The sequence below is a fragment of the Okeania sp. KiyG1 genome (assembly GCF_014132355.1).
GTDB lineage: Bacteria > Cyanobacteriota > Cyanobacteriia > Cyanobacteriales > Microcoleaceae > Okeania.
In genome coordinates, this window is the sequence record NZ_BLZO01000118.1 from 200,786 (window position 1) to 225,000 (window position 24,215).

Consider the following 24,215-nt stretch of genomic DNA (forward strand, 5'->3'; position numbering starts at 1 on the left):
CTTCTTATGCTACATCCAAGCCCCCTAAATCCCCCAATTTTGGGGGACTTAAAGATAGCAAATTGACTCTTGTTCCCCCCAAAGTTGGGGGGCGGCGGGGGGCAAAATTCAGTATCAAAAAACTTTTCAGATATCCTCTGAGAGAATGCTAAACCCTAAGCCGCAAAAAGTCACATAAACTCCAATGATACAGACTATAACACATTTCTCCCCCAATTTCTTGCTGATGTAAAAATTCTACCCAAGTTTCCAGCACCTCTTCTATATCATATTCATCAACATCTATGAATTGAGGGTTGCCAGAACATAGCGATCGCTCTATCGCCTCTACAGAAACTGCTTCCTCTTGCTCGACTAACACTTTCAGCACTCCTAACTCAATTTCTGACAAACCCTCACCCCCCATTTTTTGCCACAAACCCTGGTAATATTCCTCTAAACCTGCCGTAGGGACGTTCCATGGAACCTTCCAAGGGCGAATGCCATTCGCCCCTACAGTCGTCTCCCTCCCTTCCAAAGTCCAGTCCCCCCCTTCCCAAGGGGGGTTAGGGGGGATCTCACCCAAAACCCGACTCAAATACATAAAATTATTCCCACTCTCAACCACCAACTCTCGACAAAATTCCGCTTCACTCTGATAATTTTCAGCAACCCAAGATTTAATATTTGCTCCGACTCCCGGAATTGCCAAATAATGCTCAACATAAGCTCGTGCATCTTCCTGGTTTTGTTCTGGATATTCCTCTAAATTCAGTGTTTCCGCAGGAGTTTCAATTAATAAACCAGACTTTGCTCTCAGAAATGGTCTGCGTGCGAGGAGGAAATAGACTTGTTTCGGCAAATATCTGGGTAGGTAGAATATATTGGAGTCTCGTGGTTGACTTTGTGGGTCGAGGTTGTCGCATCCATCCACAACTACGATCAATTTTTCCTCTGCTGTCAAGTTGTCGCTAATTTTCTGGAGTAATAGGGATAGATACCAACTACCTTCGGTAACATTGTCGGGAAGGGTGGGGTTTTGCTTGTCTATTTTTTGGATGAGTTGGGTGCATAAGGTGATGAGAAATTCGTCAGCGCGGTTTTTGCCCTCAACTTCCGCAGTGTAATAAACAGTTTGCGGGTTTTGGATGGTGTAGTTGGCGAAGATGGCACTTTTACCGCTACCGGGGGAACCGATGAGAGTGAAGTAACCGTGGTTGTGGTTTTGGAGGAAGTTGTTGATACTGGTGGAGATGAGGGGGCGATCGACATAATTTTCGGTTTTTTGTCGAATGGGTAGTCTTGTATATGTAGTGATAACTTAATTAAATTATTAATTTCTGATACAATTATCCCAAATATTACCTGATAATTTGTTTAAAAATAAAATTTTAATTATGGAGGCGATCGCCTCCATAATAGATCCAATTATATAGTCATCAAGATTTGAGCCTATTGATTGTGAGGTTGTTGAACCGGATTTGATTTTATTCAGTTTATTCAACAAATCCCTTTTTATATATGACTTTCAACTAGCTTGTCACCCCGTAAGCTAATGGTTATGTTTAATTGGGTTGAGGACAACTACCTAAACCCCAATCTACATATAAATCACGGGGGTCTGTATCCCGTAACCAAGTAACAAATCTTTTATAGTCTGCAACAGTGTGAATTCCTACACAACCAGCAGTACCGGGGAAAGGAGGATGATTCCAGTCAATATGAATTTCAATCGCACTTCTTCTTGTGTAATTGGGTCCTTTGTAATCTATGGGAACAGTAACAGGACCTATACCTTTATTAAAAATAGCACCATAATACTTATCTTTGCCACCAGCCCATATAATATTGTTAATGTACCATTTACCTTCAGGAAGTGGTGTCATAGACATTGGAATGCTATCTATTCCTTTACGGAAATGTTGTTTATTACGTTGTCCTGAACAAACATTCAAACTATCTTTTACTTTTCCATTCTTGATATATTCCAAAATCAAGATATACACACCATAACAATCTTTGCGATTTGTTTTGGTTAATCGAAGATATGTTCCTTGTGTGGGTGGAGGAGGTTGAATTATATGTTTTTCTGTACCCCATAATTTAGCCCATGTCTTCGGTCCTACCTTGCCATCAGCTTCTCCTGAACCAAAAACATCAGCTTGAAAACTTCTGACTGCATCATCAGTACCACTACCAAAAATACCGTCAATTTCTCGTTTGTAATAACCTAAATCTTTGAGACGCTCTTGCATTTCTTGGATATCATGTCCGGGAGCATCTTCATCACTCATTCCTTTAATGAGCAAATCTCGTTCTAAGGTTGGTGGATTTTCAACACTAGAAAATAATGTTTGGGTATGCCCAACAAACTCAATTCGCTCTCCATCTGGAATTTTTTCCCCAACAGATGCGATGTGAAAATTTTTAGCTTTGGGATATTGGTTTAAAAGATTGGTTAAATCTTCTTTTAGATTACCTTTAAGAGTGACAATTTCTACTACTTTATCTTTATTGTAGGCAACAACTATTAAGTCTTCTCCTTCTGGATATCCTTTAAGCCAAGTCACCGAATGTTCAACTGATGGTTCAAAATCAAGAGGTGTTCCAAAACCATCTTTTTTACGAAATAAGAGTTCTTCTTCTTTACGACGCTTGGCTAGCCCTTCTAATACTTGTTTTACTCCATTTATTGTGGCTTTATTCCAATGTTTAAACTCCGATGCCGCCCCTTCATAATCTTTTTGATTGAGTTTACGACGTAAGGTACTGTTCTTAAATGCTCCTATTCCTACATTATAAGTAAAAGAAACTAAAGCATCGAACTGATTTTGATTAATCTCAACACTAATTAGTTGAGTAATAGCATCAGCTTTTTCTTGACATTCATCAAGGAGAAAGCCCTCTGCTTGTTGATCTGTAATTCTGTCACCTTTTTTAACTTTTTTTCCATCAGGATATACTGTTGTGCCATATCCGATAGTCCAAACTTTAGCAGGACATAGGTATGCACTAAGCTTACATCCTTCCCATTTTTTGATTAAGTCTATACAGTTTTGTGAAATTTTCATGGTAATTTCTCCAAAATTAAACATCCAATAGACCTCTCCGGAAATTTGGATTTTACAGGTTTTTACAGAGGTTTTGGTAAATTATCGGAGATGTCTAATCTGTTCATTCTGTTTGTATCCTTATATACCATTATTTTATGATCAAAAAATTTATTTACATACATTTTGATAAGTAAATTTACTTAACTACACTTATCTTAATTTCCTTGTCTAAATATCAAAATATTAAAACCCTACATACTTTGATATATCTAAATTTGAGGATGATTACTTACCATAAATACTAACAGCTTTAGGTAATGGCATTGCTGTTTCGTTTGAAACGGAAGCGACCTCGGAAATACCAGATACAGTAAGCATTAAACTTATTTTTCTGGGGTCTATCCTCCATTCCCATCCGCACCCAATGTTGTTGATAATAATCTTGCAAACCATCAGGCAACTCCCTCAAACTCAAATCTGAATAAAAACCCTTAGCAATATCCGGTAACACATAACGCAGATACATGAAATTATTTTCACTCTTGTCTGCTACCTGCTCAATAAAATCTTCCTTTTTAATATCCCGCTCTTGCACCCACATTTGCAACTTCTCCCCATAGTCTGGGTCTGCACTCAACATAAAACCGATATATTCTTTCACATCATCTCGACTCAAACCCCGATATTCACTCGCTCTCAAATCTAGTTCTGTCATCCCCACTCCTGGAGAAACATTTAAACGTTTGTTCTCTCGTTCATAAGGTCGCCTAGTCAAGAAAAAATAAACCCCATCGGGCAAAGTCGTCGGAAAATCGAGAATATTACCACCTCCACTTTGCTCCACCTCATCCAAAGCATCAACCACAATAACCAACTTTTGCCCCCCAAGATTTTCACTCACCTTTTGCAGCAAAGCAGACAAATTTACCTTATCCGTATTTCCCAACTCGTAGCGTCTAATTAATTGTTTGCGGATACTCTCCAGAAAAAGTTCAGGTCTATTACGACCATCAGCACGAATATTAAAATGACAGGGACACTTATGGTCATAAACATATTTAGCAGCAATAGCACTTTTGCCCATCCCCGCATCCCCAACCAAAGTAAAATAACCATTAGGGTTGCCTTGAATAAAATTCTCAAATTCCTCAAACACAAATTCCCGACCACAAAAAGCCTTAATTTTTTCCATAATTAAAGACTTAAATTCAGCCGGATATTCATCAAAATTCCAATCTGGATAAGGCCGAAATTCTGGAGATTTAGTCCGCTTTGCTACACTAATAAAAACTTGACCAAACTCTTCTAATTCTGACCGAACATTAATCTCGGATTCTTTTATTTCATCCCCTAAAGCATAAGATTGAATAAATTCATCAACCTTATTCCAGAAACTTATAGGAGAATTAGCAGTATAGGCACTCCAAAAAGCATTTTTTATTTCTTTCTCTCGAAAAAGCTTCAAAATAGACTCATCCTTACCCACGCCATATTCCACCAAAGCATAAACATAAACCCCATCAACATCTTTCGGAGGTTGTGTAGGGTCAAGCTTTAATTTTTTTAAAGTATTAACAACAAGTTCATTTCGTTGAGCTGCATCGATCGCTTGAGGAACAGCAGATTTAGCAGTATTAATAATCGTTTTAACAATATTATCTAACATAAATTAGACCTCAAATTAGGAATAGTAAATCAAGCGCAGAGGGTTTTTTTTACGATTTTTCAATTAGACCTAGAGCAAAGTTTAAGAGTTCCACCCGTTTTTCTTCCGAAAGGAAATTAATCAGAGCAGTAACTTTATCGGTTGTAGTTAGAGGTTGTCTGAGAAGCCTCATTTGCTACATCCAAGCCCCCTAAATCCCCCAAAATTGGGGGACTTTTAGAAGCAAATTGATTCTTGTTCCCCCCAAAATTGGGGGGCTAGGGGGGAAAAATTCAGCATCAAAAAACTTTTCAGATATCCTCTTAACCATTGCTTAGTTTGAGCTTGCCAAACAACAATAAATTGATTATTACTTAGACTACATAAAGCTAAAGTTTCTCCCTGTTCATTAGAAAATTCAACTTCATATTTTCCATCATTATAACATTCAACAATTGTCCCTCGATCGCCTATAAATTGTTGCTCCGAAGGTAAATTAACTAATAATTCAACAACATCAAATAATTCAGGTTTAATCATTATCTTTTTCTATTCCTAATCCATCTGGTCTTTCTCTCTTAATTATCTCACGATGATAACTGGTTAATTTAGGGTCATTCTGGTTCCACCAAACAAAAATATGAGTGTCTAGAACAATCATAAAACCTCTTTATAACTATTCTCCATATCCCAGTCTTCTACAGAAATAGCTGGTTCTTGGGGATCGGCATAGTAAAAATAGGGCTGGTTATTTGCCAATGGATTAGAAGGATATTCCTTTTTATTTTCACTAATATTAACAACTCCAACCAGCTTATTTTGAATAGCCTCATTTAATATTTCTGAAGCGAGTTCTTCTACAGATACTTGTTTTTTAGCCGCTGCTTTTATCAAAAACTCTTGAGCCTCTGGAGTAATATTAACATTCGTTTTAATCATAATCTTTTCCTCACATATAGAGTAATTAATCTAGACGATTAACTAAGTTAAAATAATTACTTCTAACTCTTTCTAAACTGCGTTTTTCTTCATCAGTTAAAGAAGGTAAATTGTCTTGCCATTCTCGAAAAAATTGACTATCAGTTGTTAGTTGAAGTCCAAAGTTTTCTTGTAATTCTTCTAGAGTAATATCCTGCATTAATGAATCATGGATAATGAATAATTGATAATTGATAATACATATTGACCGTATTTTACTCGTAATACTTACAGCAGTTTTCAGCTCAATGAACCACGTTAAAAAAATGATAACCCAGTAGGGACGTTGCATACAACGTCCCTATAAGGGCGAATGCCATTCGCCCCTACATGAAATTAGGTTGAATAGTTATCATTAGGAATAAAGTAGATTTCATTGAGCATGACATATAGTTGTCGCGGGCAAGATGCCCGCACTACCCAGGTTTTATCATTCTGCTAACTCCCGACTCCTGAGTTCTGAATTCTAAATTCTGAATTCTAAATTCTAAATTCTTAACTATAAAACCCCCTTAGAACTAGGAATTTCCCCAACTCGCCTGGGGTCAATTTCCGTAGCCATCCGTAGAGAACGAGCAAAAGCTTTAAACCCTGCTTCAATAATATGATGAGAATTAATCCCCGCCAACTGTCGAATATGCAAAGTCATCAAACTATTATTAGCCACAGCCACAAAAAATTCCCGCACCAACTGAGTATCATAACTACCAACCCGTTGAGTAGGCATTTCCAAACCATAACTCAAATGAGGACGACCAGAAAAATCCAAGGCCACCTGAACCAACGCCTCATCCAAAGGAGCCAGAAAATGACCAAAACGCACAATACCCTTGCGATCGCCCAACGCCTGCTTTAAAGCCTGGCCTAAAGTAATACCTACATCCTCATTAGTATGATGGTCATCAATTTCAATATCCCCTACCGCATGAATTTCCAAATCAATTAGTCCATGAGAAGAAATTTGATGCAACATATGGTCCAGAAAAGGAATCCCAGTATTAGCCTTACAATTGCCCACACCATCAAGATTGAGACTAACAGTTACATCAGTTTCTCCAGTAGTTCGTTTTACTGAAGCCACTCTAGCAGGTAAATCCAGTTTTGCTGTAGTAGATTGAGAAAGGCGATCGCTTATCTGCATAATAAAAATATAAATATAAATTTTGAATTTTAATTTTTCAATATTAGGGGCAGGTTCCGCACTATATGTTAATTGCTCAACATTAAATTTAGATGAACCCGCCCCATCCCCCTATGTCAGTCCAGTAGGTTGGGTTGACGCAGGAAACCCAACAACAACCTAGCAAACCCAACCTTAACTTAAGTCAATCGGGAAACTCTACTGCTATAAATAGCAGTTGCCATCATAATTAGGACATTCTCAAATATAGTCCGTATCACAAATGTGGGGGCGAATGGCTATTTACCCCTACTGACTTCACCTATACTTTCTTCACTTCTGACTTTTGACTTCAACACCTACTTTCTTCACTTTTGACTTTTGAATTTTGACTTTTGACTTAAATTGATACTTTCTTCACTTTTGACTTTTGAATTTTGACTTTTGACTTAAATTGATACTTTCTTCACTTTTGACTTTTGACTTAAAACTTACATTTATACTTTCTTCACTTCAGAATTCAGAATTCTAAATTCTAAATTCTAAATTCTAAATTCTAATTACATTCCCATAATTTCATAACCAGCATCCACATAGATAACCTGACCAGTAATGCCACTCGCCAGATCGCTACATAGAAAAGCAGCAGTATTACCCACTTCAATTTGAGTCACAGTCCGATGCAATGGAGCTATTTGTTCCACATGATGAATCATATCCTTAATACCACCCACTGCCGAAGAAGCCAAAGTTTTAATTGGACCAGCAGAAATAGCATTAACCCGAATATTTTTCTGGCCAAGTTCCGCAGCTAAATAACGAACATTCATCTCCAAAGCAGACTTAGCAATGCCCATCACATTATAATTAGGAACAACCCGCACGCCCCCCAAATAAGTCAGAGTTACAATACTCCCTCCTTCAGTCATCAGTTCCTTCGCCTGAGAACTCAAATCAATCAGAGAATAAGAACTAATTTCCAAAGCACGAGTAAACCCTTCACGACTAGTATTACTGAAATCCCCAGATAATTCTTCCTTACCAGCAAAGGCCAAACAATGAATCAAAATATCCAACTTACCCCATTTTTCCCCTACTTGGGTAAAAGTAGCCTTAACCTGCTCGTCATCCTGAACATTACAAGGTAAATATAAAGAAGGACTCAAAGGTTCTACCAATTCCCAAACCTTCTTTTCAAATCTACCCTTATCATCTGGCAGAAAAGTAACCCCCAAATTTGCCCCAGCTTTGTGAAGTTGTTGAGCAATACCCCACGCAATAGAACGATTATTTGCAATACCTGTTACCAGAGCATTTTTTCCTGTTAAATCTAACATAATACCTTGATTTATTGAGAAACTATAGTAAAATCTTCAATCAAATAATAAAGTCTAAAATTTAATTTCATACATAGACGCTATAATACATAGAATCTTTGACATCAGGCAAATTTATAGATAATATTAGCACCTATGGCCATAATTAGAAATTAAATTTCTCAGTTTCACTGCCCTAATCTATACAAATATAAAAGTAAAGTAAGTATTTTAGAAATATATATAGCAATATGTAGAAACTTAATAGTATATTTCAGGAACTGAGCTATTAAGGTTTAAGAGACGTTTAGTTAGTTATTAGAGAGTAAGGAAATTGGTCGTGACGTATGATAGACCGCTAGCAGCAGTTTTCCGTAATATATCTGGTGGGTCATATCCACCAGTGGTAGAAACTTTTGAACGGGGCAAGACAATATTTTTTCCAGGAGACCCTGCAGAGCGCGTCTACGTTCTAATTAAAGGCGCAGTGAAGCTATCGAGGGTGTATGAAGCAGGAGATGAAATTACAGTGGCCTTACTCCGGGAAAATAGTGTATTTGGAGTGTTGTCTCTAATTACAGGCCATAAGTCTGACCGTTTCTACCATGCAGTGGCTTTTACGCCAGTAGAATTAATATCTGTGCCAATTGACCAGGTGGAGAAAGCTCTCAGAGAAGATCCAGATTTGTCAGTTGTTTTATTGCGTGGACTTTCATCTCGAATCTTACAGACAGAGATGATGATTGAAACTTTGGCACACCGGGATATGGGGTCTAGACTGGTTAGCTTTTTGTTAATTCTTTGTCGAGATTTTGGAGTTCCTAGTAAAGACGGGATTACTATAGACTTGAAATTGTCTCATCAAGCAATTGCAGAAGCAATTGGCTCAACAAGGGTGACAGTTACTCGTTTGCTCGGGGACCTGCGGCAAGATGGAATGATATCTATTCACAAGAAGAAAATTACAGTACATAACCCAGTGGCTTTAAGTCAACAATTTACTTAATTTAGAGATGCCAATATCTGTAAAAATCAAGATGAAATAACTGCTAAGGGTAAATCCAAAAATTTTATAATGGCAATCTGAGAAAATAATACTATTCTCTCTGAAAATTTTAATAGAGATTGCCTTTTGACATGTTCTCCCAATCCCGCGCTGTCTCGTAGAACAGCGTCGGGAGGATGTCAAATTTAATAGCTAGTCAAATAAATCATTACTGTCTATAATTTTTAATATTAGGCATATAGTCTGAGATAATAGACTAAAGGCCACCTCACAATTAAACTACTACCAGCAGCCATTAATGACCGCCGGTATTATCCTAGTATTAGCAATTCTGGTTTTAGGTGGTGTCATCGCTACTATTAGCGATCGCCTAGGTACAAAAGTAGGTAAGGCAAGACTACGACTTTTTAACCTTAGGCCACGCGATACTGCCGCATTGGTCACTATGCTTACTGGCAGTATCCTTTCAGCATTAACCTTAGTTATCCTATTTGCAACTAGCAAACCATTAAGAAAAGGTGTTTTCAGAATAGATGAAATCCAAACCAAACTTAATGAAACTCGTAAGGAAGTGACAAAAGCTGAATTTGAAACAACTCGAATCAAAAATGAATTACAAAAAGCAAGAGCTGATTTAGAATTAGCTCTAACTCAGTTGAATCAAGTTAATCAGTCTTTGGAAAAAGCTTTAGTCCAAAAAGCAGAAATAGAATTCCAACTAAAAATAACTAAAGAGCAATTAAATCAAGTTCAAGCAGTAAAAACCCGTACTCAAGAAGAACTAAGGCAAGTTCAAAAAGCAAAAGCTAGAACTGAAGCCGAACTTAATTTAACTCAAAACCAACTCAATAGTATAGTACAACAAAAAGACACCCTGAGACAAGAAATTGAACAATTGCAAATAGAGCGTCAAAAAATATTAAAAGATTAATAATATAGTCTTGTTTATACAGGCAAGGTAGATCGTGTTTTACCGAATAATTAAGGTAAAAATCCTCTCTCTCGCCGTGGAGAAACAATGAATTAATTTTCCTTTTATTCAATCCTCTTCCTTTTAGGGAGAGGTAATTATTAATTATCCATTATCAATTATCAATGATTGAACTTGGCTTTTATCTACTCCCTAAAATCACATTTTTTTGACCGAATAAATAATATCATGTGCCCCTTCCAGGGGAGCTACGCTATCGGTAGAACAGTTATAATTAGGGCTTGCTGATTAAATCTAAAAGTATTTACAGATAAAGGTAAGTGCCTTTTTGGGGTCGAATTGCAGTGCCTGGTAATCAGCTCTTCACGCTCAAAAAGGAGCATATTTTAGGCGCATAGTTGGGCAGAAAAATCACTATATCCAAAACGCCCGCTCCTACCTCCTCGCTCCCGACCCTTTTCTCCTGTCTCCCCCTCCCCTCCACGGTCGGGGTTAGGGGTGGGTTGGGAGGGGAGGGGCGAGGGGTGGGTTGTCTCCTACCCTCACCCATAAGAATTTTTCAGTAAACCCTAGTTAGGCTCTTAGTTTTGCTTGAGCAATAATAGTAAGTATTGTAGAGGTTCAAGCCCAACTACAAACAAAAATTTTATTATTTATAAGTAATTATCCGAACATGATATAATTCAACTTTAAAGGCTTTTATTTAAAGAAAAATCAAACAAATACTGTTCGCCAATCCTATAATTTTCAGGAAAGGTAACAATTAATTGTTAATTCTTAATTGTTTAACTTATGCAACTGAGAAAAGCTACAACAAAAAGTAAAAACTCAAAAAACAAAATTAATCCTAGTCAGCAAAAAAATATTCAAACATGATTTTAGGATTTGACCCAGGTAGCCAAAAGTGTGGAATTGCACTTATGGATAGAGAAAAACAACTACACTACCACCAAGTTGTAGAATCTCTAGAAGTTGTCACAACAATCAAAAATTTACATCAAAAATTTGACATTGATTTAATTGTGATTGGCGACCAAACCCACTCAAAAACTTGGAAACAAAGCCTCACAGAAATAATTTCAAAAACAGTACCAATCATCAAAATAGATGAACGTTATTCTAGCTTAGAAGCTCGCGATCGCTATTGGCAAATGTATCCTCCTCAAGGTATTTTTCGTCTAATTCCTTTAGGAATGAGAATTCCACCTCAACCAGTAGATGATATTGTCGCTATAATTTTGATAGAAAGATACTTAAAAATCACTCTCTCTATAAGTAAAAATTCAGCCGTCAGTCATCAGCTATTGTTTCTAGTTTTAGATAACAATTTTATTAATTAATGCCAAATTAGAGCTTACTACAAAAACTGAGTCTTATTGCTGAAGTCCGCAGTTCCTCCGCAGGAGGCTAGCTGAAAGCTAATAGCTGTTAGCTCCGCATTCCGCAGGAAATGCTTATCTCTATAATTTATAGTTAATTTGATTATATTCATACAATTAACCTATTTCTAAAGTTAAGACAGCTATAATAAAATAATAAGTAAAAATTTAATAGCTTAAAATAAAGTCAGAAAATATAGATCCATGAAAGAACAAGAACTGATCCAGCGATACGAACAAGGAGAAAGAGACTTTAGTGGCCTGAATTTAGCTGGAGCTGACTTGAGAGGAGCAATTCTAATAGGCGTTAATCTCTCCAAAGCTAATTTAACAGGAGCAAATCTAAGTAGAGCATTCCTCACAAAAACTCAACTCAATCAGGCATTATTACACAGAGCTAACCTGAGCTTTGCCAAAATGGGTGAAACTAAAATGGCCGAAGCTAACCTGATCAAAGCTAATCTCAGTGGAGCTTTTTTAATAAAATCAAAACTTCCTAGAGCTAATCTGACAGGAGCTAATCTGACAGGAGCTAATCTGGCAAGAACTAATTTATGGAGTGCCAACCTATGTAGTGCTACTTTAGAATCTACTAATCTACGAGAATCTAATCTCACGGGTGTTAACCTTAATTGGGCTAATATGTTCGACGCAAAATTAATGGCAGCTAAACTATTTGCAGCTCAACTGACAGGAGTTAACTTTAGAAAAGCTTACTTGAACGGAATAGATTTGAGTGGAGCAGATTTGAATGGAGTTAACTTTAGTGAAGCTAAGTTAAATGGGGCAAACTTAGAAGGAGCAAATTTAATAGCAGCCAACTTCAGCAATGCTCTAATGCGTAGTATTAAATTAAATAGTGCAGATTTAACAAAAGCAAATTTAACACAAGCTTGTTTAGTTAGAGCAAATTTGAATTGGAGTAAACTTTATGACGCTAATTTGAGTGAAGCTAATTTGGATAGAGCAACATTTATCGGAGCAAATCTAGAAAAAGTAAAGTTTGTAAATACAACATTACCAGAATCAACAAGATTATATTTTAGTTTTGCCACTGCCAGATAATTCAGCTTTTAATTAAACTCAATAGCATTCCGTAAGGAAAAGCGACTCTGATAAGAGCGGGTCTCCTCGCCATATCCATAAGACCAAAAGAAGAAAAAATTTTCATTATTAGTCAATCCTCTTCTTTTCAAAAAGAGGTAATTGTTAATTATTAATTATTAATTGTTGAAATACAGTTGATGACTAAAAAGATGAACAGTTGATTTGAGTTAATTGAACAATGTTCCTACTTATTTTCCCAGACTTGATATGATGATCGGAACAATTATTCTCTCATAATTGTTCAAATGAATATAATATTTATATATTTTTGATTTTTAATTAAATAAAAAATCGACAAAAATCGTAATCTGCTGAAAAATCTAAAAATAATGATATAGTTATTGTATAAGGGTTACTATGGCTTCACGCTTGACTTTTAATTCAACGCAAATATACCCACTAGGTCAACCTAAGCCAAAAGTTTTAAGTATGACAATAGATTCTACGGATTTTAGAGCCACTTAAGCGTACTACCTAAGTAGGGCTTGCTGATTAATTCTCAAAGTATTGATAAATAAAGACTAAAGCCTTTTTGGACTTCAAAAAAGTGCCAGCTTTTCGGTGCAAAGAGCTGCATAAAGCTAGTCTTTTGGACTGACTATGGTAGAAAAATCACTCTTATACCATTTTGATAAATGTTTGTTACAAATGGTAGAAGTAAGAAAGAAGGAAGAAGGAAGAAGGAAGAGGGGAAAAATATTGAGAAAAAGGTAAAAACGATAGGTATAAATATCTAAAATAAACTGGAGCAGCTATTTTTAAGCATATTCGATAAAACTCTACCCTTTTGTAGCATTCTTTTTCAAAGTGGTATTACAATTCTTACCGAATAATTAATAATTAAATAATTCTGCTTTAAAGCCTCCCCTTTTAAGGGGAAATAAAGAAATAATATTTCCTTATATTCAATTCCGTAGCGGTTTTAACCAGAGGTAATTATCAATTATCCATTATCAATTAATGAATCCTACCTCCTCGCTCATTCCCATTTCTCCTGACTTCCCCTCCACCGGAGGGGTTAGGGGTGGGTTTCCTACCCCTACTAAAAGACTTTTTCAGCAAACCCTAAGTATTAGTTAGGTAGACAAAAAGTATATATAAAAATGAATCAAAACCGCATCCAAACCTATATAAATCTAATTCAAGAACTATTAAATAGCCCCACAGAGAGAGCAGATAAAATCCTAGCAACTAACCAAGAATTACTAGATAAAGGATTACTCCAAACAATAATAATGATGGCACAGACATCAGCAGAAAAAGGAAACCAAGAAGCTCAAGAACTCTTACTCACATTTGCAGTAGAACTCTCAGAAAAATTAGAAATTTCAATTACAGAAAATACCTCAATTACAGCAACCCCATTAGAATATTTGATATTCTTAACCCAGGTATTACAAGCAACCCACGAAAGCAAAAACGATCCTCAAATTATCTACCCTATTTTGCAAGAAAACCTCAACAAACTAGACCAAGGTTTATTAGAAACCTTCCAAACTTGGGCGACCTCAACCTTAGTAGAAATTAAACCAGAAGAAGCTCATAGTATTGCTGCAGATATAGTTAACTTCAGTAACCAGATCCAAGAATTTCCCCTTGGAAACAAAGCAAATAATTTAGAAATAGCAATTACTGGATATAGAACAGCATTAACTGTATACAATAATGCTTCTAAAACTCATCATTGGGTAAGTATTATCAACAATCTTGGCACTGCTTATCTCAATAGAATTTATGGAGATAAATCTGTAAATATTGAGCAAGCAATAGAAATTTATCAACCAGCATTAAAAGTAATAGATAGAAAAGATAGTCCCCTAGATTGGGCAATAATTCAAAGTAATTTAGGCAATGCTTATAGTCATAGAATTGAAGGGGATAAAGCCAAAAATATTGAACAATCAATAGTTGCTTATCAAAGAGCATTGGAAATTATTACCCAAGAAAATTTCCCCCAACAATGGGCAGCTATTCAAAATAATTTAGCTAATACCTACTTAACGCGAATTACAGGAAAAGTCGGCGAGAATATTGAATTAGCAATAGATGCTTACCAAAAAGCATTGCAAGTTATTAATCAAGAAGAAAAGCCTCTAGACTGGGCAGTAACTCAAAGCAATCTTGGTAATGCTTATCTAAATAGAATGACAGAAAATGTAGAGGAAAATATTGAGCAAGTAATTGCAACTTATCAGCAAGCATTAAAAATTATTAATAGGGAAAATTCCCCCAACAATGGGCAAATATTCAAAAAAATCTGGGTAATGCTTACTTAAATAGATTCACAGGGAAAAAAAGCCAAAATATTGAATTAGCTATTACAGCTTATCAACAAGCATTAACAGAAATTACTCCCATCGATCGTCTATTAGATTGGGTAATAATTTCCATAAATCTTGCCACTGCTTACCTCCACAGAGACACAGCAGAAATAGTCGAAAATATTGAACTATCAATTGCAGTTTATCAACAAGTGCTGCAAGTTATTAATCCAGAAAAATTTGCTTTATGGTGGGGAGTTATTCAAAAAAATCTTGGTGATGCTTATAGTTATAAAGTCAGAGAAAATATAGAAAATATTACTGATTTTTATCAAAATCTTGAATTAGCAATTACAGCATATCAACAAGCATTAAATATTTTTACTATAGAAAATTTTCCAATTGAATGTCTACAAATTAATCGTAAATTAGGCGATTTAGGATTTCAAAAGGAAAATTGGCAACTTGCTATTGAAAGTTATCAAGTAGCAATTAAGTTGCTAGAAATAACTCAAAGTTTGGCAAATACCGAAATATCTTACCAAGAGATGTTAGCTGAATCCATTTATATGTATGGCAACATAGTAGAATGTTATGTCAAGATTGAGGAATATGAACAAGCATTAGAATATGTAGAAGCTTCTCGTTCTCGTCGTTTAGTAGAGTTAATGATGATCAACGACATTTATAAAAATGAGGAAAAGCCAGCAGAAGTAGAAGAATATTATGATTTACAACAACAAATTAATCAGCTCAGTTTTGATACTGCTAGAATTAATAAACCAATTACAGTGGGAAGTCAGTTTAGTATCAAAGAGATTAAATCAGAGAATCAAGAAAAGATTTTTTTCTTGAAAGAAAAACAGCAAAAAATTTGGCAAAAAATTTGGAATAGCGACCGCGTACTAGCGGAACAATTACAAGTTACATATCTGGGTTTTTCAGATATTCAGCAGTTAGTAAAGGATGGACAAACTGCCATTATAGATTTTTATTCAACCAGAAATAATACCTATATATTCCTTCTGACTCAGCAGCAACTTACTGTTCATATTTGTCAAGGAGAAGGAGTTGATAAGTTACAAACTTGGATACATGATAATTGGTTGAAACTCCATGCAGAAAATAGTAGTGAATGGCAAAATAAAATGGAGGATTTTCTTTCAGAATTATCAGAAAAATTAGAATTAAATCAACCGATAGAACAACTGAATGAGATAAAAGAATTAATTATTATTCCCCATTTATATCTACATCAAATACCTTACGCTGCTTTACCAGTTACTAGAGAAAAAGAAACAAAGTATTTGTGTGATTATTTCCGTTTAAGAATTTTACCTAGTTGTCAAATTCTCAATTATTGCTCAGAGCTATGTCCCGTAAAGCACGCTTCGCGATCGCCCATTAATAATCCCCGTAAAATAGGAATTGTGGAAACTCCTATAACAAATAAGTTTTATACAAGATATGAATGTGAAACTATAGCAAATATGTACTTAATTTCTCCCCAAAAACGTCTGCAATATAGTCAGGCAAAAATTAATAATTACCACAATTTTATTCAACAACTACAAGTGCTGCATTCCAGTCACACTTCTCAAGTAAATATTGTCAATCCCTTAGCATCAAAACTAAAATTATTTGATGGAGATATAGTTCTTAGTAAAGTTTTTACCTGGCGTTTACCAGAATTATTTGATGTATTTCTTTCCAGTTGCGAAATTAATCTCAATCAAACCAAAATTTCTGACGATATTCTCACATTTGCTACTGCTTTTATTAGTGCAGGTGCCCGTCATGTAATTAGTTCATTATGGTTAGTAGAAGATTTAGCCACAGCATTATTTTGCATTTTCTACTATCAACATCGCCAAAAATATAGCCGTTCAGAAGCATTTAAAAAAGCACAAAATCAACTTCGTTATTTAACAGGAACTCAGCTTAGTAATTATAGAAAGCAGCTAGAAGGATATCTAGAACAATACATGAAACACGAAAATTCAGAAAAAATACAACAAAAAAAAGAACTCTTATCATGGTTTTGTCAACAGAGTCTTCCATTTACTCATCCTTACTACTGGGCAGGTTTTATTTCCCAAGGTATTTCAACAATTAATAATTAATAATTAATAATTAATAATTACCTCAGGTTTTAACCGTTACGGAATTGAATTAAGCAGAAATCTTATTTCTTTTTTTTTCTCCTTGCTCATGAGAGGCTTTCAACCTTTGGTGATTAATTATCAATTATCAATTATCCATTATCCATTGGTAAAAATATCTCTACTTATATCATTATCAGCAGTTGTCAATTTATCTTTTCTGTACCAGGCTTAATACTCCACCTTACTTTATACCAATTTGAAAAAAGAATGCTATGCTTAAGTGATACTTCAACTATTATTCAACTATTATTCAACTATTAAGTAATTAACACAAGCTGAATAAACTTTTTGGTAATTAGCATGCTAGTTATTCTTAATTATTCTTATTTTTACCGAAAAATTGTGGTCTCAAGCCTCCTGTACTTTTAAGGGGATAAAAAAAATAGAATCTTCCATATTTCAAGCCTCCTTATTGCAGGAGTACTGATAACTGATAACTGATAACTGATAACTGAAATGACTACTCCCCCGCTCAAGAAAATAATTATCTTGTTATCCGTTGATAAAGAATAGCCTTACCTTGTCTTTTTCCAGAATCTTTCCACCCTCTTTGTTCCAGATCGCCTAATCTATTAAGAGTAGTTATATACGCAGGAGAACAACCTAAAACCTTCCCTAATTCCCGTGCCGTTTTTAATTCTTGAACATCATCATTCAACAAGCTTTTTGTCATTTCTTTTTGTTCGATAACTGTTGTCATTGATGATTGTTCATATTCATATTTATCCCTGGATACAAGGTTTTCTTTTTCTATACTGTGTAACTCCTTTTTTTTCTTAGGAGTTACTAAATCTTCAGCATCATCTATTTCTTTAACTTCTTTAATCAATTTTTTTCTATATATTTATCTATATAACTATCCAGTTTATTCCCAATATACTTTCCTATTGCCACATTAATTTTAGTTTCCAAACTAAGCGACAAAATACCTCGTTCGCCATCTATTTCTTCTCCTAAATAAAGATTAATAAACAAATTTAAAACTTCAAAAGCTGTAGAATCATTCTCCTTACATTTTACTTGGAAGCGTTGCCATTTATCATGAGCTAATTTAAAATCGATCCTAACTTTATCTTCTCTATCATTGCTATACATATTAACTAAATACCTAGATAAGGGACGGAATTTAGGCATACATTACCCTTGAACGCCTAAAGCCATTTATCTACCACTTATGGTATTGTCTATAATTATAGACAAAAAGTCAAATAATTTTTGCAATTCTATTGATTAATAAAAAATTAATTAACCTCGAACGAGTAATTGATAATTATCATCAATAATTCACTTAATCTGAAAGTTTCAAATTATAAATATCAATACAGGATACTAATCAATATTTAGTAATTTTCTGTTGATTTTTCAGCAAAAATTCTTGAGTAATTTTATCATTAAATTTACTCAAGAAACAAATTGAAAAAGGAAGAAGCGGTGCGACCCCGCATCGGCGACAGACCCAAGGGAATGCGCACTCCTGTGAAGAAGAAGGAAGAAAAAATGGCATTGCATAATTGCGGGATGATTTTGTCACCAGAGCAGAAAGCATAATCCCCGTGTCCCCCTCTCCTCGTGTCCCCGTGTCCCCGTGTCCCCGTGGAGCGCCGAAATCATCCCAGTATTCAGCAACACCGAAAAAATGGATGGGGATAGTCAACGACCGGCCACTCCGTGTCTTATAACCCCAACCAATTGTCAACACCGTGTAGACGGTGGGATATTAAGCCCAAAATAAAAAGATTACTAACTAACAGTAAATTCAGTTAAATTACGTTTATACCAATTCCCAAAAGTGTTGCTATACTTGGGCAGTACTTCAGTTGTCAACTGATCGGTACAAGCAAAATTACTTTGCATGCTAATTTCAGCTAATTTAATGTTAATTATTCTTATGTTTACTTCTCCCCACTCCCCCACTCCCATTTCCTCCAGGGAGGGGTTAGGGTGGGTCCCCTACTCAACAAAATGTAGAAAAGTTTTTGAGAAATGGTATTATAGGGGGCATAATTGAAAAAAGCTAAAATTGAAACGTTATCTAATTTAAAAGACACTGCCAGTTTCTTCAATTAATAAACTAGATTTATCCAAATTAAAATTATTAGTCTCAGTCATAGTTAACTTCAAAAGACCATTTTTAACAATAAACTGAGGTTGTACCAATAAAAACCTCCCTTATCCCGATAAAAAGTAATATTGACAGGAACTTTTAATTTCCTTAAAATAACTTCAGACTTTCCTGACAACTGGCGTTGTGTAGTATCTCCAATTATCTCATAGGAAATTGTAGCAGCAGTATTATTTGCAAGTTTGATATTGACCAAACCATTTACAGGTTGAATAACTCCAATAGGCAATTGTCTTGCTCCAGGTAAAGGAGCTGTAGAATCATTAACAAATAATTGTTTTGAAGGTTGAATAGGTTGAATTTGAACAGTATTTGATGGCGATACAGTCGAAGACGGTTTTTCTGGAGAAGGTTGTTTTGAGGGTTGAATAGGCTGATTTTGAACAGTATTTGATGGTGATACAGTCGAAGGCGGTTTTTCTGGAGAAAGTTGTTTTGAGGGTTGAGAAGGCTGAGTTGGAACAGTATTTGATGGCGATACAGTCGAAGACGGTTTTTCTGGAGAAAGTTGTTTTGAGGGTTGAGTAGGTTGAGTTGGAACAGTATTTGATGGTGATACAGTCAAAGACGGTTTTTCTGGAGACGATTGAGAATCAAAACGAGGCAACTGTGCTAGGCTAAGACTAGGTAAAGTTATACTTGATAGCAATATAATTATCAGTCCACAAATTTGCTTCTTTAGTCTAGTATTTATGCTGAATAACTGGAAATAAAACTGCATAATTATTTGCCTAAATAATCTAAATATTTTGTTATTAGTTAAATACCTATTATTATATCAGGAAAATCTTAGAGTAAATGGTTTATGAAAAGTTACGATTGGATTGTAGTTGGGGGCGGAATAACAGGAGCAGCTCTCAGTTATGAGTTGGCAAAAAAAGGTTTTACCGTACTCCTGTTAGAAAAATACCCTACTTTAAAAAGTGCAACCCGTTATAGTTATGCTATTTTACCCTACTGGTCTGGTACTACAGATTTGACCAATCAACTTTTTCAGGAAGGAAAAGAACGTCATCATTGCCTATCTGAAGAATTAGAAACAGATACCCAATTTAGAGAGTTAGATTTATTGCTAACTATCGCCCTAGAAGATGACCCAGAAAAAATAGCTGCTACCTTCAACCACTGCAATACTGTACCTCGCCTAATAAGTGTCCAAGAAGCTTGTGAAATGGAACCCTTACTAAATAAAGAAGCGATCGCAGGAGTTTTAACTGTTCGTAGCGGTCATGTTTCTCCAGAAGAAATGACTTTAGCCTACTGTCAAGCATTTACCAGGTTAGGAGGTCAAACTGAAACAGCTCAAGTAACGGGGTTAGTCAAAACAGGCGATAATGCTCCGCATCGCTACCGCGAACGTATAACCGGAGTCTACACAACTACTCAAACTTATCACGCTGCCAATGTAGTTATTTGTGCAGGCGGAATTTCTCGTCATTTCCTAAAATCAGCAGGTATCCATACCCGTATTTATTTCACCCATGCTGAGATGCTAGAAACTCCTCCTACAGATTTACAACTACATACTACTGTAATGTCAGCAATACAAGAACGTTTTCAATGTGAAGCTGCTACAAGTACAACTGAGTTTGAAAAAATGTGGGATGAACCTGGTCACGAGTTTGTGCCATTTAGCTTAGATACTGGTGCAATTCAATTTAAAAACGGTAGCATTAGAATAGGTCAAATTTCCCGCGTACTCACGGACCCCCACGCAAAAGTCGATCCTGCTCAAAGTGAAATTGCTATGCGATCGGAGATCGGAAAAATTTTACCAGCATTAGAAAATTTACCCGCAACCTGGTATCACTGCCTAATAGCATATAGCGCTGACAGCTTACCCCTCATTGGAGCTATTCCTAATCAAGAAGGGATACATATTTTTTCTGGGTTCAGTAGTCCCTTTGCATTTGTACCTCCCCTAGCTAAAAGATTCGCTAATTATGTAGCTGGAGAAAATGATGAGATTATCAAGCAATTATCTCCTCATCGCTTTGTCTAACTAATTAGTCTTCTTCATATTTATATCCTTACCGAATAATTAAGGTTTAAAGCCTCTACTTTAAAGGAGAAAAAAGAAAAAAATTTTCCTGAAGCGTCAATCCTCTTCTTTTCAAGGAGAGGTAATTATTAATTATTAATTAGGGCTTGCTGATTAAATCTAAAAGCATTGAGATATAAAGGCAAGTGCCTTTTTGGGGCCTTTAAAAGTGCCTGGTTTTCAGCTCTTCATGCTCATTCATGGATCGTATTTTAGGCAAGACTTGGGCAGAAAAATCACTCTTACAATTCTTACTCCTACCTCCTCGCTCATTCCCCATTCTTCCTGTCTCCTGTCTCCTACCCCTACTAAAAGACCTTTGAGCGCAAACCCTAATTATTAATTGTTGAACTACATTCCGTAATTTCTTATGTTACATTGTATTATGTAGTATAGCTCGACAAGCAATAGTAACTTAAAATCAAATATGCCATACGAAAAACTAAAACTCTCAACCCCAAAACCAGTATTGTCTTGGGCAAATCATCCCCTAGAAAATAAAGAACACCAAATGGCAAAAAATGTAGCATCCTTGCCATTTGTCTTCAAGCACGTTGCCCTAATGCCAGATGTGCATTTAGGCAAAGGAGCATTAGTAGGTTCTGTAATTGCCACAAAAGAAGCAATTATTCCTGCTGCTGTAGGCGTAGATATTGGTTGCGGAATGTGCGCAATAAAAATGCCTTTTGTTGCCAACCAACTAGAAGGCAAACTCAAAAAAATCCGACAAGATATTGAAGCAGCTATTCCTGTAGGATTTTCTGAAAACAAAGAAATCGAAAAATCTGTCACCAACTGGCAGCGCTGGAAAAACTTCAAAGAGTTACATCCAGGAGTAAAAATCTGGAGAGTAAAGCTCTCAAACAAATGGGGTCTCTTGGTGGAGGCAACCACTTTATCGAACTTTGTCTGGATACAGAAAACAATGTTTGGTTAATGTTGCATTCAGGTTCCCGTCACATTGGAAATAAATTAGCTCAATGTCATATTAACACTGCTAAAGAATTAGCAAAATTAGCAGATATGAAATTACCAGATTTAGATTTAGCCTACTTTGTAACTGGAACACCAGAATTTGCAGCTTACTGGCGCGATCTACAATGGGCACATAAAATTATGCTCGATTTAATCGAGATGTAATGATGGCTCGTTTTAAGCGAATTGTTGAAAAGCATTTAGCAGGAGGTAAACCAACAAAACCGCTATTAGATGTGAACTGTCATCACAATTATGCAGAAAAAGAAGTACATTTTGGCGAGGAAGTTTATGTAACTCGTAAAGGTGCTGTGCGAGCACAAGAAGAAGATTATGGAATTATACCCGGTTCAATGGGAGCAAAATCCTTCATTGTCAAAGGAAAAGGAAACCATGAAAGTTATTGTAGCTGTAGTCATGGTGCTGGCCGAATTATGTCTCGCACTCAAGCTAAAAACGTTTTTCTGTTGATGATTTAGTGAAGCAAACAGAGGGAGTAGAGTGTCGAAAAGATGGAGGTGTTATTGATGAAATTCCTGGTGCTTATAAATCTATTGAGGAAGTAATAAATCAACAAAGTGATTTAGTAGAAGTTGTGGCAACTCTTAAACAAGTTGTCTGTTTGACATACTCTCCGGCCTAAAGGCGCGGAGATTCTCCTGAAACCAGGATTCTTGGTTCAACGAGTCCACTTAAATTAAACACCTTGCGACATCTAACCCAGAGATGGTTCTCTCCCCAAGCGTTTGCTCTATTTCAAGAGCCTGTTCCCGTATGCCCTACGGTACAGTTCAAACCTTAAAAAACTTTGGTTCTCTGATACTTGTTGCTTAGAGCTTTTCCATGTACAAGCATTCCTGTACAAAACCCCATAACTCTAGTTTTCAAGGTGCAAACGCTACAAGTTAGGTAGCTATAGGTTTTTAGAGCGGTTGAATACCTTTCCGCTTTTTTAAGCATAACATAAAGTCCCCCTAAAAGGGGGAGGCTTTAAACCCAATTTTTCGGTAAAAGGCTAATTAATTTTTTGTGGTTTTATTGGCAGGACTTACGCAAAATCCTCGTGTTATATGCTAACTGTTGTGTAAGGTAGTTGCAGGACATCCTACAGGTATGATTGCTGTGTAAGTCCTAATTGACTAAAAACAAAGTTAGTTGCTTACTAAAAAATTGTTGGAGCTGATATTGGCGATTTTCCTCCAGGAGGCTAGGCGATCGCACTAGAAATGGATCCGAAAGATTGTGGAATTCTCTAGTAGGAATATATCGAAAGTTTGACTACTCCCCGCAGCTATTGCCGAGGGGATTCTAAGTTGATACTACGCAACAGGATAAATCCTTGTTGCTTCGTTTCTCATGATTCTGACCAAAGATATGTTCTTTGGGGACGATGTCATTGTGCCCCTACACAGTCGGCTTAAGTCTAAACTTAGCTTTCTGCTTACTTTTGTTTAAACGTTTGTACATCCAGATAATAGCACCGGACAACTAAAGAAGTCTTGTCTAAACGACTCGCTTGTTTTCATCCCCCGGTTAAAACACGCTTGCTCTCAACGTCGCTTTTCGGTAAGTAGCCTACAGAGATTTCTGGTCTACTTATCAATAGGTCTTTCCTTGGTTAGCTAGAGCGTCGAGAAGCCTCACACCATAATTGAAAATTTGGTGTGAGATGAATCGACGGTAAATTAATGGGAATCGATGTCCCATTAATTTACGAATTTTATGTTATGATAGACTAAAGCTGGTTTGAGTTAACAACCGCCAGCGATGAATCATGAAAATAAAATAAGATTAGGGGTTATATCCCAGAAATCCTAGTAATCCGTTGGGAATGTAAAATCTGATTGCGACGCTAGGTCAGCAGCTTTTTTATTGGCAAAAAGGGCGGCGGAGCATCCCGTCCTTAGAGCTTCGTGGAGTCCGACGGGATACCGGGACTGCGAAACGAGAAGCCCACACTATAGCTTCAGGTTAGTGTGGGAGTATGTCACAAAGACTCTATTGTGGTCAAAAAAACTAGAGCAACCTAATATGGGTGATAACGAGCAAGGTTTGAAACCTAGGGTTGCTCATTTTAAGGTTACCTCGATGTTACTGACCTATGGAAGCCCACCAATATCGGCGATAATAACTACAT

At 36.1% G+C, this 24,215-nt stretch carries 22 protein-coding genes and 2 pseudogenes (1 of these 24 cut by a window edge); 10 read left to right on the forward strand and 14 right to left on the reverse strand.

Annotation, left to right across the window (positions count from 1 at the left end; all coding sequences use genetic code 11):
* Window positions 1–148: 148 nt before the first annotated feature.
* Window positions 149–925 (reverse strand): hypothetical protein, encoded by a 777-nt coding sequence (locus tag SAGCYANO_RS28730; protein WP_237396809.1) that lies wholly within the window; start codon window positions 923–925, stop codon window positions 149–151.
* Between the two features lie 15 nt (window positions 926–940).
* Window positions 941–1,177: pseudogene (locus tag SAGCYANO_RS50760) on the reverse strand (hypothetical protein); the annotation flags it as partial.
* Here SAGCYANO_RS50760 and SAGCYANO_RS45870 point away from each other — a divergent pair.
* Complete coding sequence (locus SAGCYANO_RS45870; RefSeq protein ID WP_237396810.1) at window positions 1,124–1,279, forward strand: hypothetical protein; 156 nt, start codon at window positions 1,124–1,126, stop codon at window positions 1,277–1,279. The pseudogene SAGCYANO_RS50760 and the gene SAGCYANO_RS45870 overlap by 54 nt on opposite strands.
* Window positions 1,280–1,544: 265 nt before the next feature.
* On the opposite strand, the gene SAGCYANO_RS28740 is transcribed toward SAGCYANO_RS45870, so the two are convergent.
* The 8 genes from SAGCYANO_RS28740 to fabI all read right to left on the reverse strand — a co-directional run bounded on the left by SAGCYANO_RS28740 (window position 1,545) and on the right by fabI (window position 8,112).
* The gene (locus tag SAGCYANO_RS28740) at window positions 1,545–3,050 is read right to left on the reverse strand and encodes a glycoside hydrolase family protein (protein WP_202223187.1); all 1,506 of its coding nucleotides are present in this window, start codon (window positions 3,048–3,050) and stop codon (window positions 1,545–1,547) included.
* 292 nt (window positions 3,051–3,342) lie between these two features.
* Window positions 3,343–4,698, reverse strand: coding sequence for an NACHT domain protein (locus SAGCYANO_RS28745; RefSeq protein WP_202223188.1), 1,356 nt, complete (start codon window positions 4,696–4,698; stop codon window positions 3,343–3,345).
* 216 nt (window positions 4,699–4,914) lie between these two features.
* A complete protein-coding gene (locus tag SAGCYANO_RS28750) occupies window positions 4,915–5,217 on the reverse strand; it encodes a DUF4926 domain-containing protein (protein WP_202223189.1) in 303 nt (100 codons plus the stop codon).
* The gene (locus SAGCYANO_RS48170) at window positions 5,210–5,338 is read right to left on the reverse strand and encodes a hypothetical protein (RefSeq protein WP_255502740.1); all 129 of its coding nucleotides are present in this window, start codon (window positions 5,336–5,338) and stop codon (window positions 5,210–5,212) included. The genes SAGCYANO_RS28750 and SAGCYANO_RS48170 overlap by 8 nt, the downstream gene beginning before the upstream one ends.
* A complete protein-coding gene (locus SAGCYANO_RS28755) occupies window positions 5,335–5,616 on the reverse strand; it encodes a hypothetical protein (RefSeq protein WP_202223190.1) in 282 nt (93 codons plus the stop codon). The genes SAGCYANO_RS48170 and SAGCYANO_RS28755 overlap by 4 nt, the downstream gene beginning before the upstream one ends.
* Window positions 5,617–5,641: 25 nt before the next feature.
* On the reverse strand, window positions 5,642–5,947 hold the full coding sequence (locus tag SAGCYANO_RS28760) for a hypothetical protein (RefSeq protein ID WP_202223191.1): 306 nt from the start codon (window positions 5,945–5,947) through the stop codon (window positions 5,642–5,644).
* A gap of 207 nt (window positions 5,948–6,154) precedes the next feature.
* A complete protein-coding gene (gene hisB, locus SAGCYANO_RS28765) occupies window positions 6,155–6,796 on the reverse strand; it encodes an imidazoleglycerol-phosphate dehydratase HisB (RefSeq protein ID WP_202223192.1) in 642 nt (213 codons plus the stop codon).
* A 539-nt stretch (window positions 6,797–7,335) separates the two neighbouring features.
* Window positions 7,336–8,112 (reverse strand): enoyl-ACP reductase FabI, encoded by a 777-nt coding sequence (gene fabI / locus SAGCYANO_RS28770; protein WP_202223193.1) that lies wholly within the window; start codon window positions 8,110–8,112, stop codon window positions 7,336–7,338.
* A 313-nt stretch (window positions 8,113–8,425) separates the two neighbouring features.
* Between fabI and ntcA the strand changes: the two genes are divergently transcribed.
* The 6 genes from ntcA to SAGCYANO_RS28800 all read left to right on the forward strand — a co-directional run bounded on the left by ntcA (window position 8,426) and on the right by SAGCYANO_RS28800 (window position 16,898).
* Entirely contained in the window at window positions 8,426–9,097 is a 672-nt protein-coding gene (ntcA, locus tag SAGCYANO_RS28775; protein ID WP_202223194.1) for a global nitrogen regulator NtcA, read from the forward strand.
* A 298-nt stretch (window positions 9,098–9,395) separates the two neighbouring features.
* Window positions 9,396–10,028, forward strand: coding sequence for a DUF3084 domain-containing protein (locus SAGCYANO_RS28780; protein ID WP_202223195.1), 633 nt, complete (start codon window positions 9,396–9,398; stop codon window positions 10,026–10,028).
* An 872-nt stretch (window positions 10,029–10,900) separates the two neighbouring features.
* A complete protein-coding gene (locus SAGCYANO_RS28785) occupies window positions 10,901–11,368 on the forward strand; it encodes a pre-16S rRNA-processing nuclease YqgF (RefSeq protein ID WP_202223196.1) in 468 nt (155 codons plus the stop codon).
* Window positions 11,369–11,611: 243 nt separating this feature from the next.
* A complete protein-coding gene (locus SAGCYANO_RS28790) occupies window positions 11,612–12,472 on the forward strand; it encodes a pentapeptide repeat-containing protein (protein WP_202223197.1) in 861 nt (286 codons plus the stop codon).
* A 1,145-nt stretch (window positions 12,473–13,617) separates the two neighbouring features.
* Window positions 13,618–14,790, forward strand: coding sequence for a tetratricopeptide repeat protein (locus tag SAGCYANO_RS28795; protein WP_202223198.1), 1,173 nt, complete (start codon window positions 13,618–13,620; stop codon window positions 14,788–14,790).
* 197 nt (window positions 14,791–14,987) lie between these two features.
* Entirely contained in the window at window positions 14,988–16,898 is a 1,911-nt protein-coding gene (locus SAGCYANO_RS28800) for a CHAT domain-containing protein (RefSeq protein ID WP_202223199.1), read from the forward strand.
* A gap of 526 nt (window positions 16,899–17,424) precedes the next feature.
* Here SAGCYANO_RS28800 and SAGCYANO_RS28805 read toward each other — a convergent pair.
* Together SAGCYANO_RS28805 and SAGCYANO_RS28810 are read right to left on the reverse strand one after the other, a co-directional pair.
* The gene (locus tag SAGCYANO_RS28805; RefSeq protein WP_202223200.1) at window positions 17,425–17,769 is read right to left on the reverse strand and encodes a hypothetical protein; all 345 of its coding nucleotides are present in this window, start codon (window positions 17,767–17,769) and stop codon (window positions 17,425–17,427) included.
* A complete protein-coding gene (locus tag SAGCYANO_RS28810) occupies window positions 17,766–18,074 on the reverse strand; it encodes a hypothetical protein (protein WP_237396811.1) in 309 nt (102 codons plus the stop codon). Before SAGCYANO_RS28810 ends, SAGCYANO_RS28805 begins: the two co-directional genes overlap by 4 nt.
* A gap of 279 nt (window positions 18,075–18,353) precedes the next feature.
* Here SAGCYANO_RS28810 and SAGCYANO_RS48175 point away from each other — a divergent pair, with 279 nt between their 5' ends.
* Window positions 18,354–18,488 (forward strand): hypothetical protein, encoded by a 135-nt coding sequence (locus SAGCYANO_RS48175; protein WP_255502742.1) that lies wholly within the window; start codon window positions 18,354–18,356, stop codon window positions 18,486–18,488.
* Window positions 18,489–19,057: 569 nt separating this feature from the next.
* Here SAGCYANO_RS48175 and SAGCYANO_RS28815 read toward each other — a convergent pair.
* Window positions 19,058–19,711 (reverse strand): hypothetical protein, encoded by a 654-nt coding sequence (locus tag SAGCYANO_RS28815; RefSeq protein ID WP_202223202.1) that lies wholly within the window; start codon window positions 19,709–19,711, stop codon window positions 19,058–19,060.
* Window positions 19,712–19,867: 156 nt separating this feature from the next.
* On the opposite strand from SAGCYANO_RS28815, the gene SAGCYANO_RS28820 reads away from it, so the two are divergent.
* Together SAGCYANO_RS28820 and SAGCYANO_RS28825 are read left to right on the forward strand one after the other, a co-directional pair.
* On the forward strand, window positions 19,868–21,064 hold the full coding sequence (locus SAGCYANO_RS28820) for an FAD-binding oxidoreductase (protein WP_202223203.1): 1,197 nt from the start codon (window positions 19,868–19,870) through the stop codon (window positions 21,062–21,064).
* A gap of 466 nt (window positions 21,065–21,530) precedes the next feature.
* Window positions 21,531–22,721 (forward strand): annotated as a pseudogene (locus SAGCYANO_RS28825) (RtcB family protein).
* A 1,456-nt stretch (window positions 22,722–24,177) separates the two neighbouring features.
* On the opposite strand, the gene SAGCYANO_RS28830 reads toward SAGCYANO_RS28825, so the two are convergent.
* Window positions 24,178–24,215 carry the 3' portion of a hypothetical protein gene (locus tag SAGCYANO_RS28830; protein WP_202223204.1) on the reverse strand. Its footprint extends 274 nt past the window's final position, so 38 of the gene's 312 nt are visible here — the last part of the coding sequence; the start codon falls outside the window, past its right edge; the stop codon is at window positions 24,178–24,180.

Coding starts and splice junctions, on each gene's coding strand:
- SAGCYANO_RS28785 (WP_202223196.1), top strand. CDS start 10,901: ATGATTTTAGGATTTGACCCAGGTAGCCAAAAGTGTGGAATTGCACTT.
- hisB (WP_202223192.1), bottom strand. CDS start 6,796: ATGCAGATAAGCGATCGCCTTTCTCAATCTACTACAGCAAAACTGGAT.
- SAGCYANO_RS28810 (WP_237396811.1), bottom strand. CDS start 18,074: ATGCCTAAATTCCGTCCCTTATCTAGGTATTTAGTTAATATGTATAGC.
- fabI (WP_202223193.1), bottom strand. CDS start 8,112: ATGTTAGATTTAACAGGAAAAAATGCTCTGGTAACAGGTATTGCAAAT.
- SAGCYANO_RS28740 (WP_202223187.1), bottom strand. CDS start 3,050: ATGAAAATTTCACAAAACTGTATAGACTTAATCAAAAAATGGGAAGGA.
- SAGCYANO_RS28820 (WP_202223203.1), top strand. CDS start 19,868: ATGAAAAGTTACGATTGGATTGTAGTTGGGGGCGGAATAACAGGAGCA.
- SAGCYANO_RS28790 (WP_202223197.1), top strand. CDS start 11,612: ATGAAAGAACAAGAACTGATCCAGCGATACGAACAAGGAGAAAGAGAC.
- SAGCYANO_RS28745 (WP_202223188.1), bottom strand. CDS start 4,698: ATGTTAGATAATATTGTTAAAACGATTATTAATACTGCTAAATCTGCT.
- SAGCYANO_RS48170 (WP_255502740.1), bottom strand. CDS start 5,338: ATGATTGTTCTAGACACTCATATTTTTGTTTGGTGGAACCAGAATGAC.
- SAGCYANO_RS28750 (WP_202223189.1), bottom strand. CDS start 5,217: ATGATTAAACCTGAATTATTTGATGTTGTTGAATTATTAGTTAATTTA.
- SAGCYANO_RS28755 (WP_202223190.1), bottom strand. CDS start 5,616: ATGATTAAAACGAATGTTAATATTACTCCAGAGGCTCAAGAGTTTTTG.
- SAGCYANO_RS28795 (WP_202223198.1), top strand. CDS start 13,618: ATGAATCAAAACCGCATCCAAACCTATATAAATCTAATTCAAGAACTA.
- SAGCYANO_RS28780 (WP_202223195.1), top strand. CDS start 9,396: ATGACCGCCGGTATTATCCTAGTATTAGCAATTCTGGTTTTAGGTGGT.
- SAGCYANO_RS28760 (WP_202223191.1), bottom strand. CDS start 5,947: ATGCAACGTCCCTACTGGGTTATCATTTTTTTAACGTGGTTCATTGAG.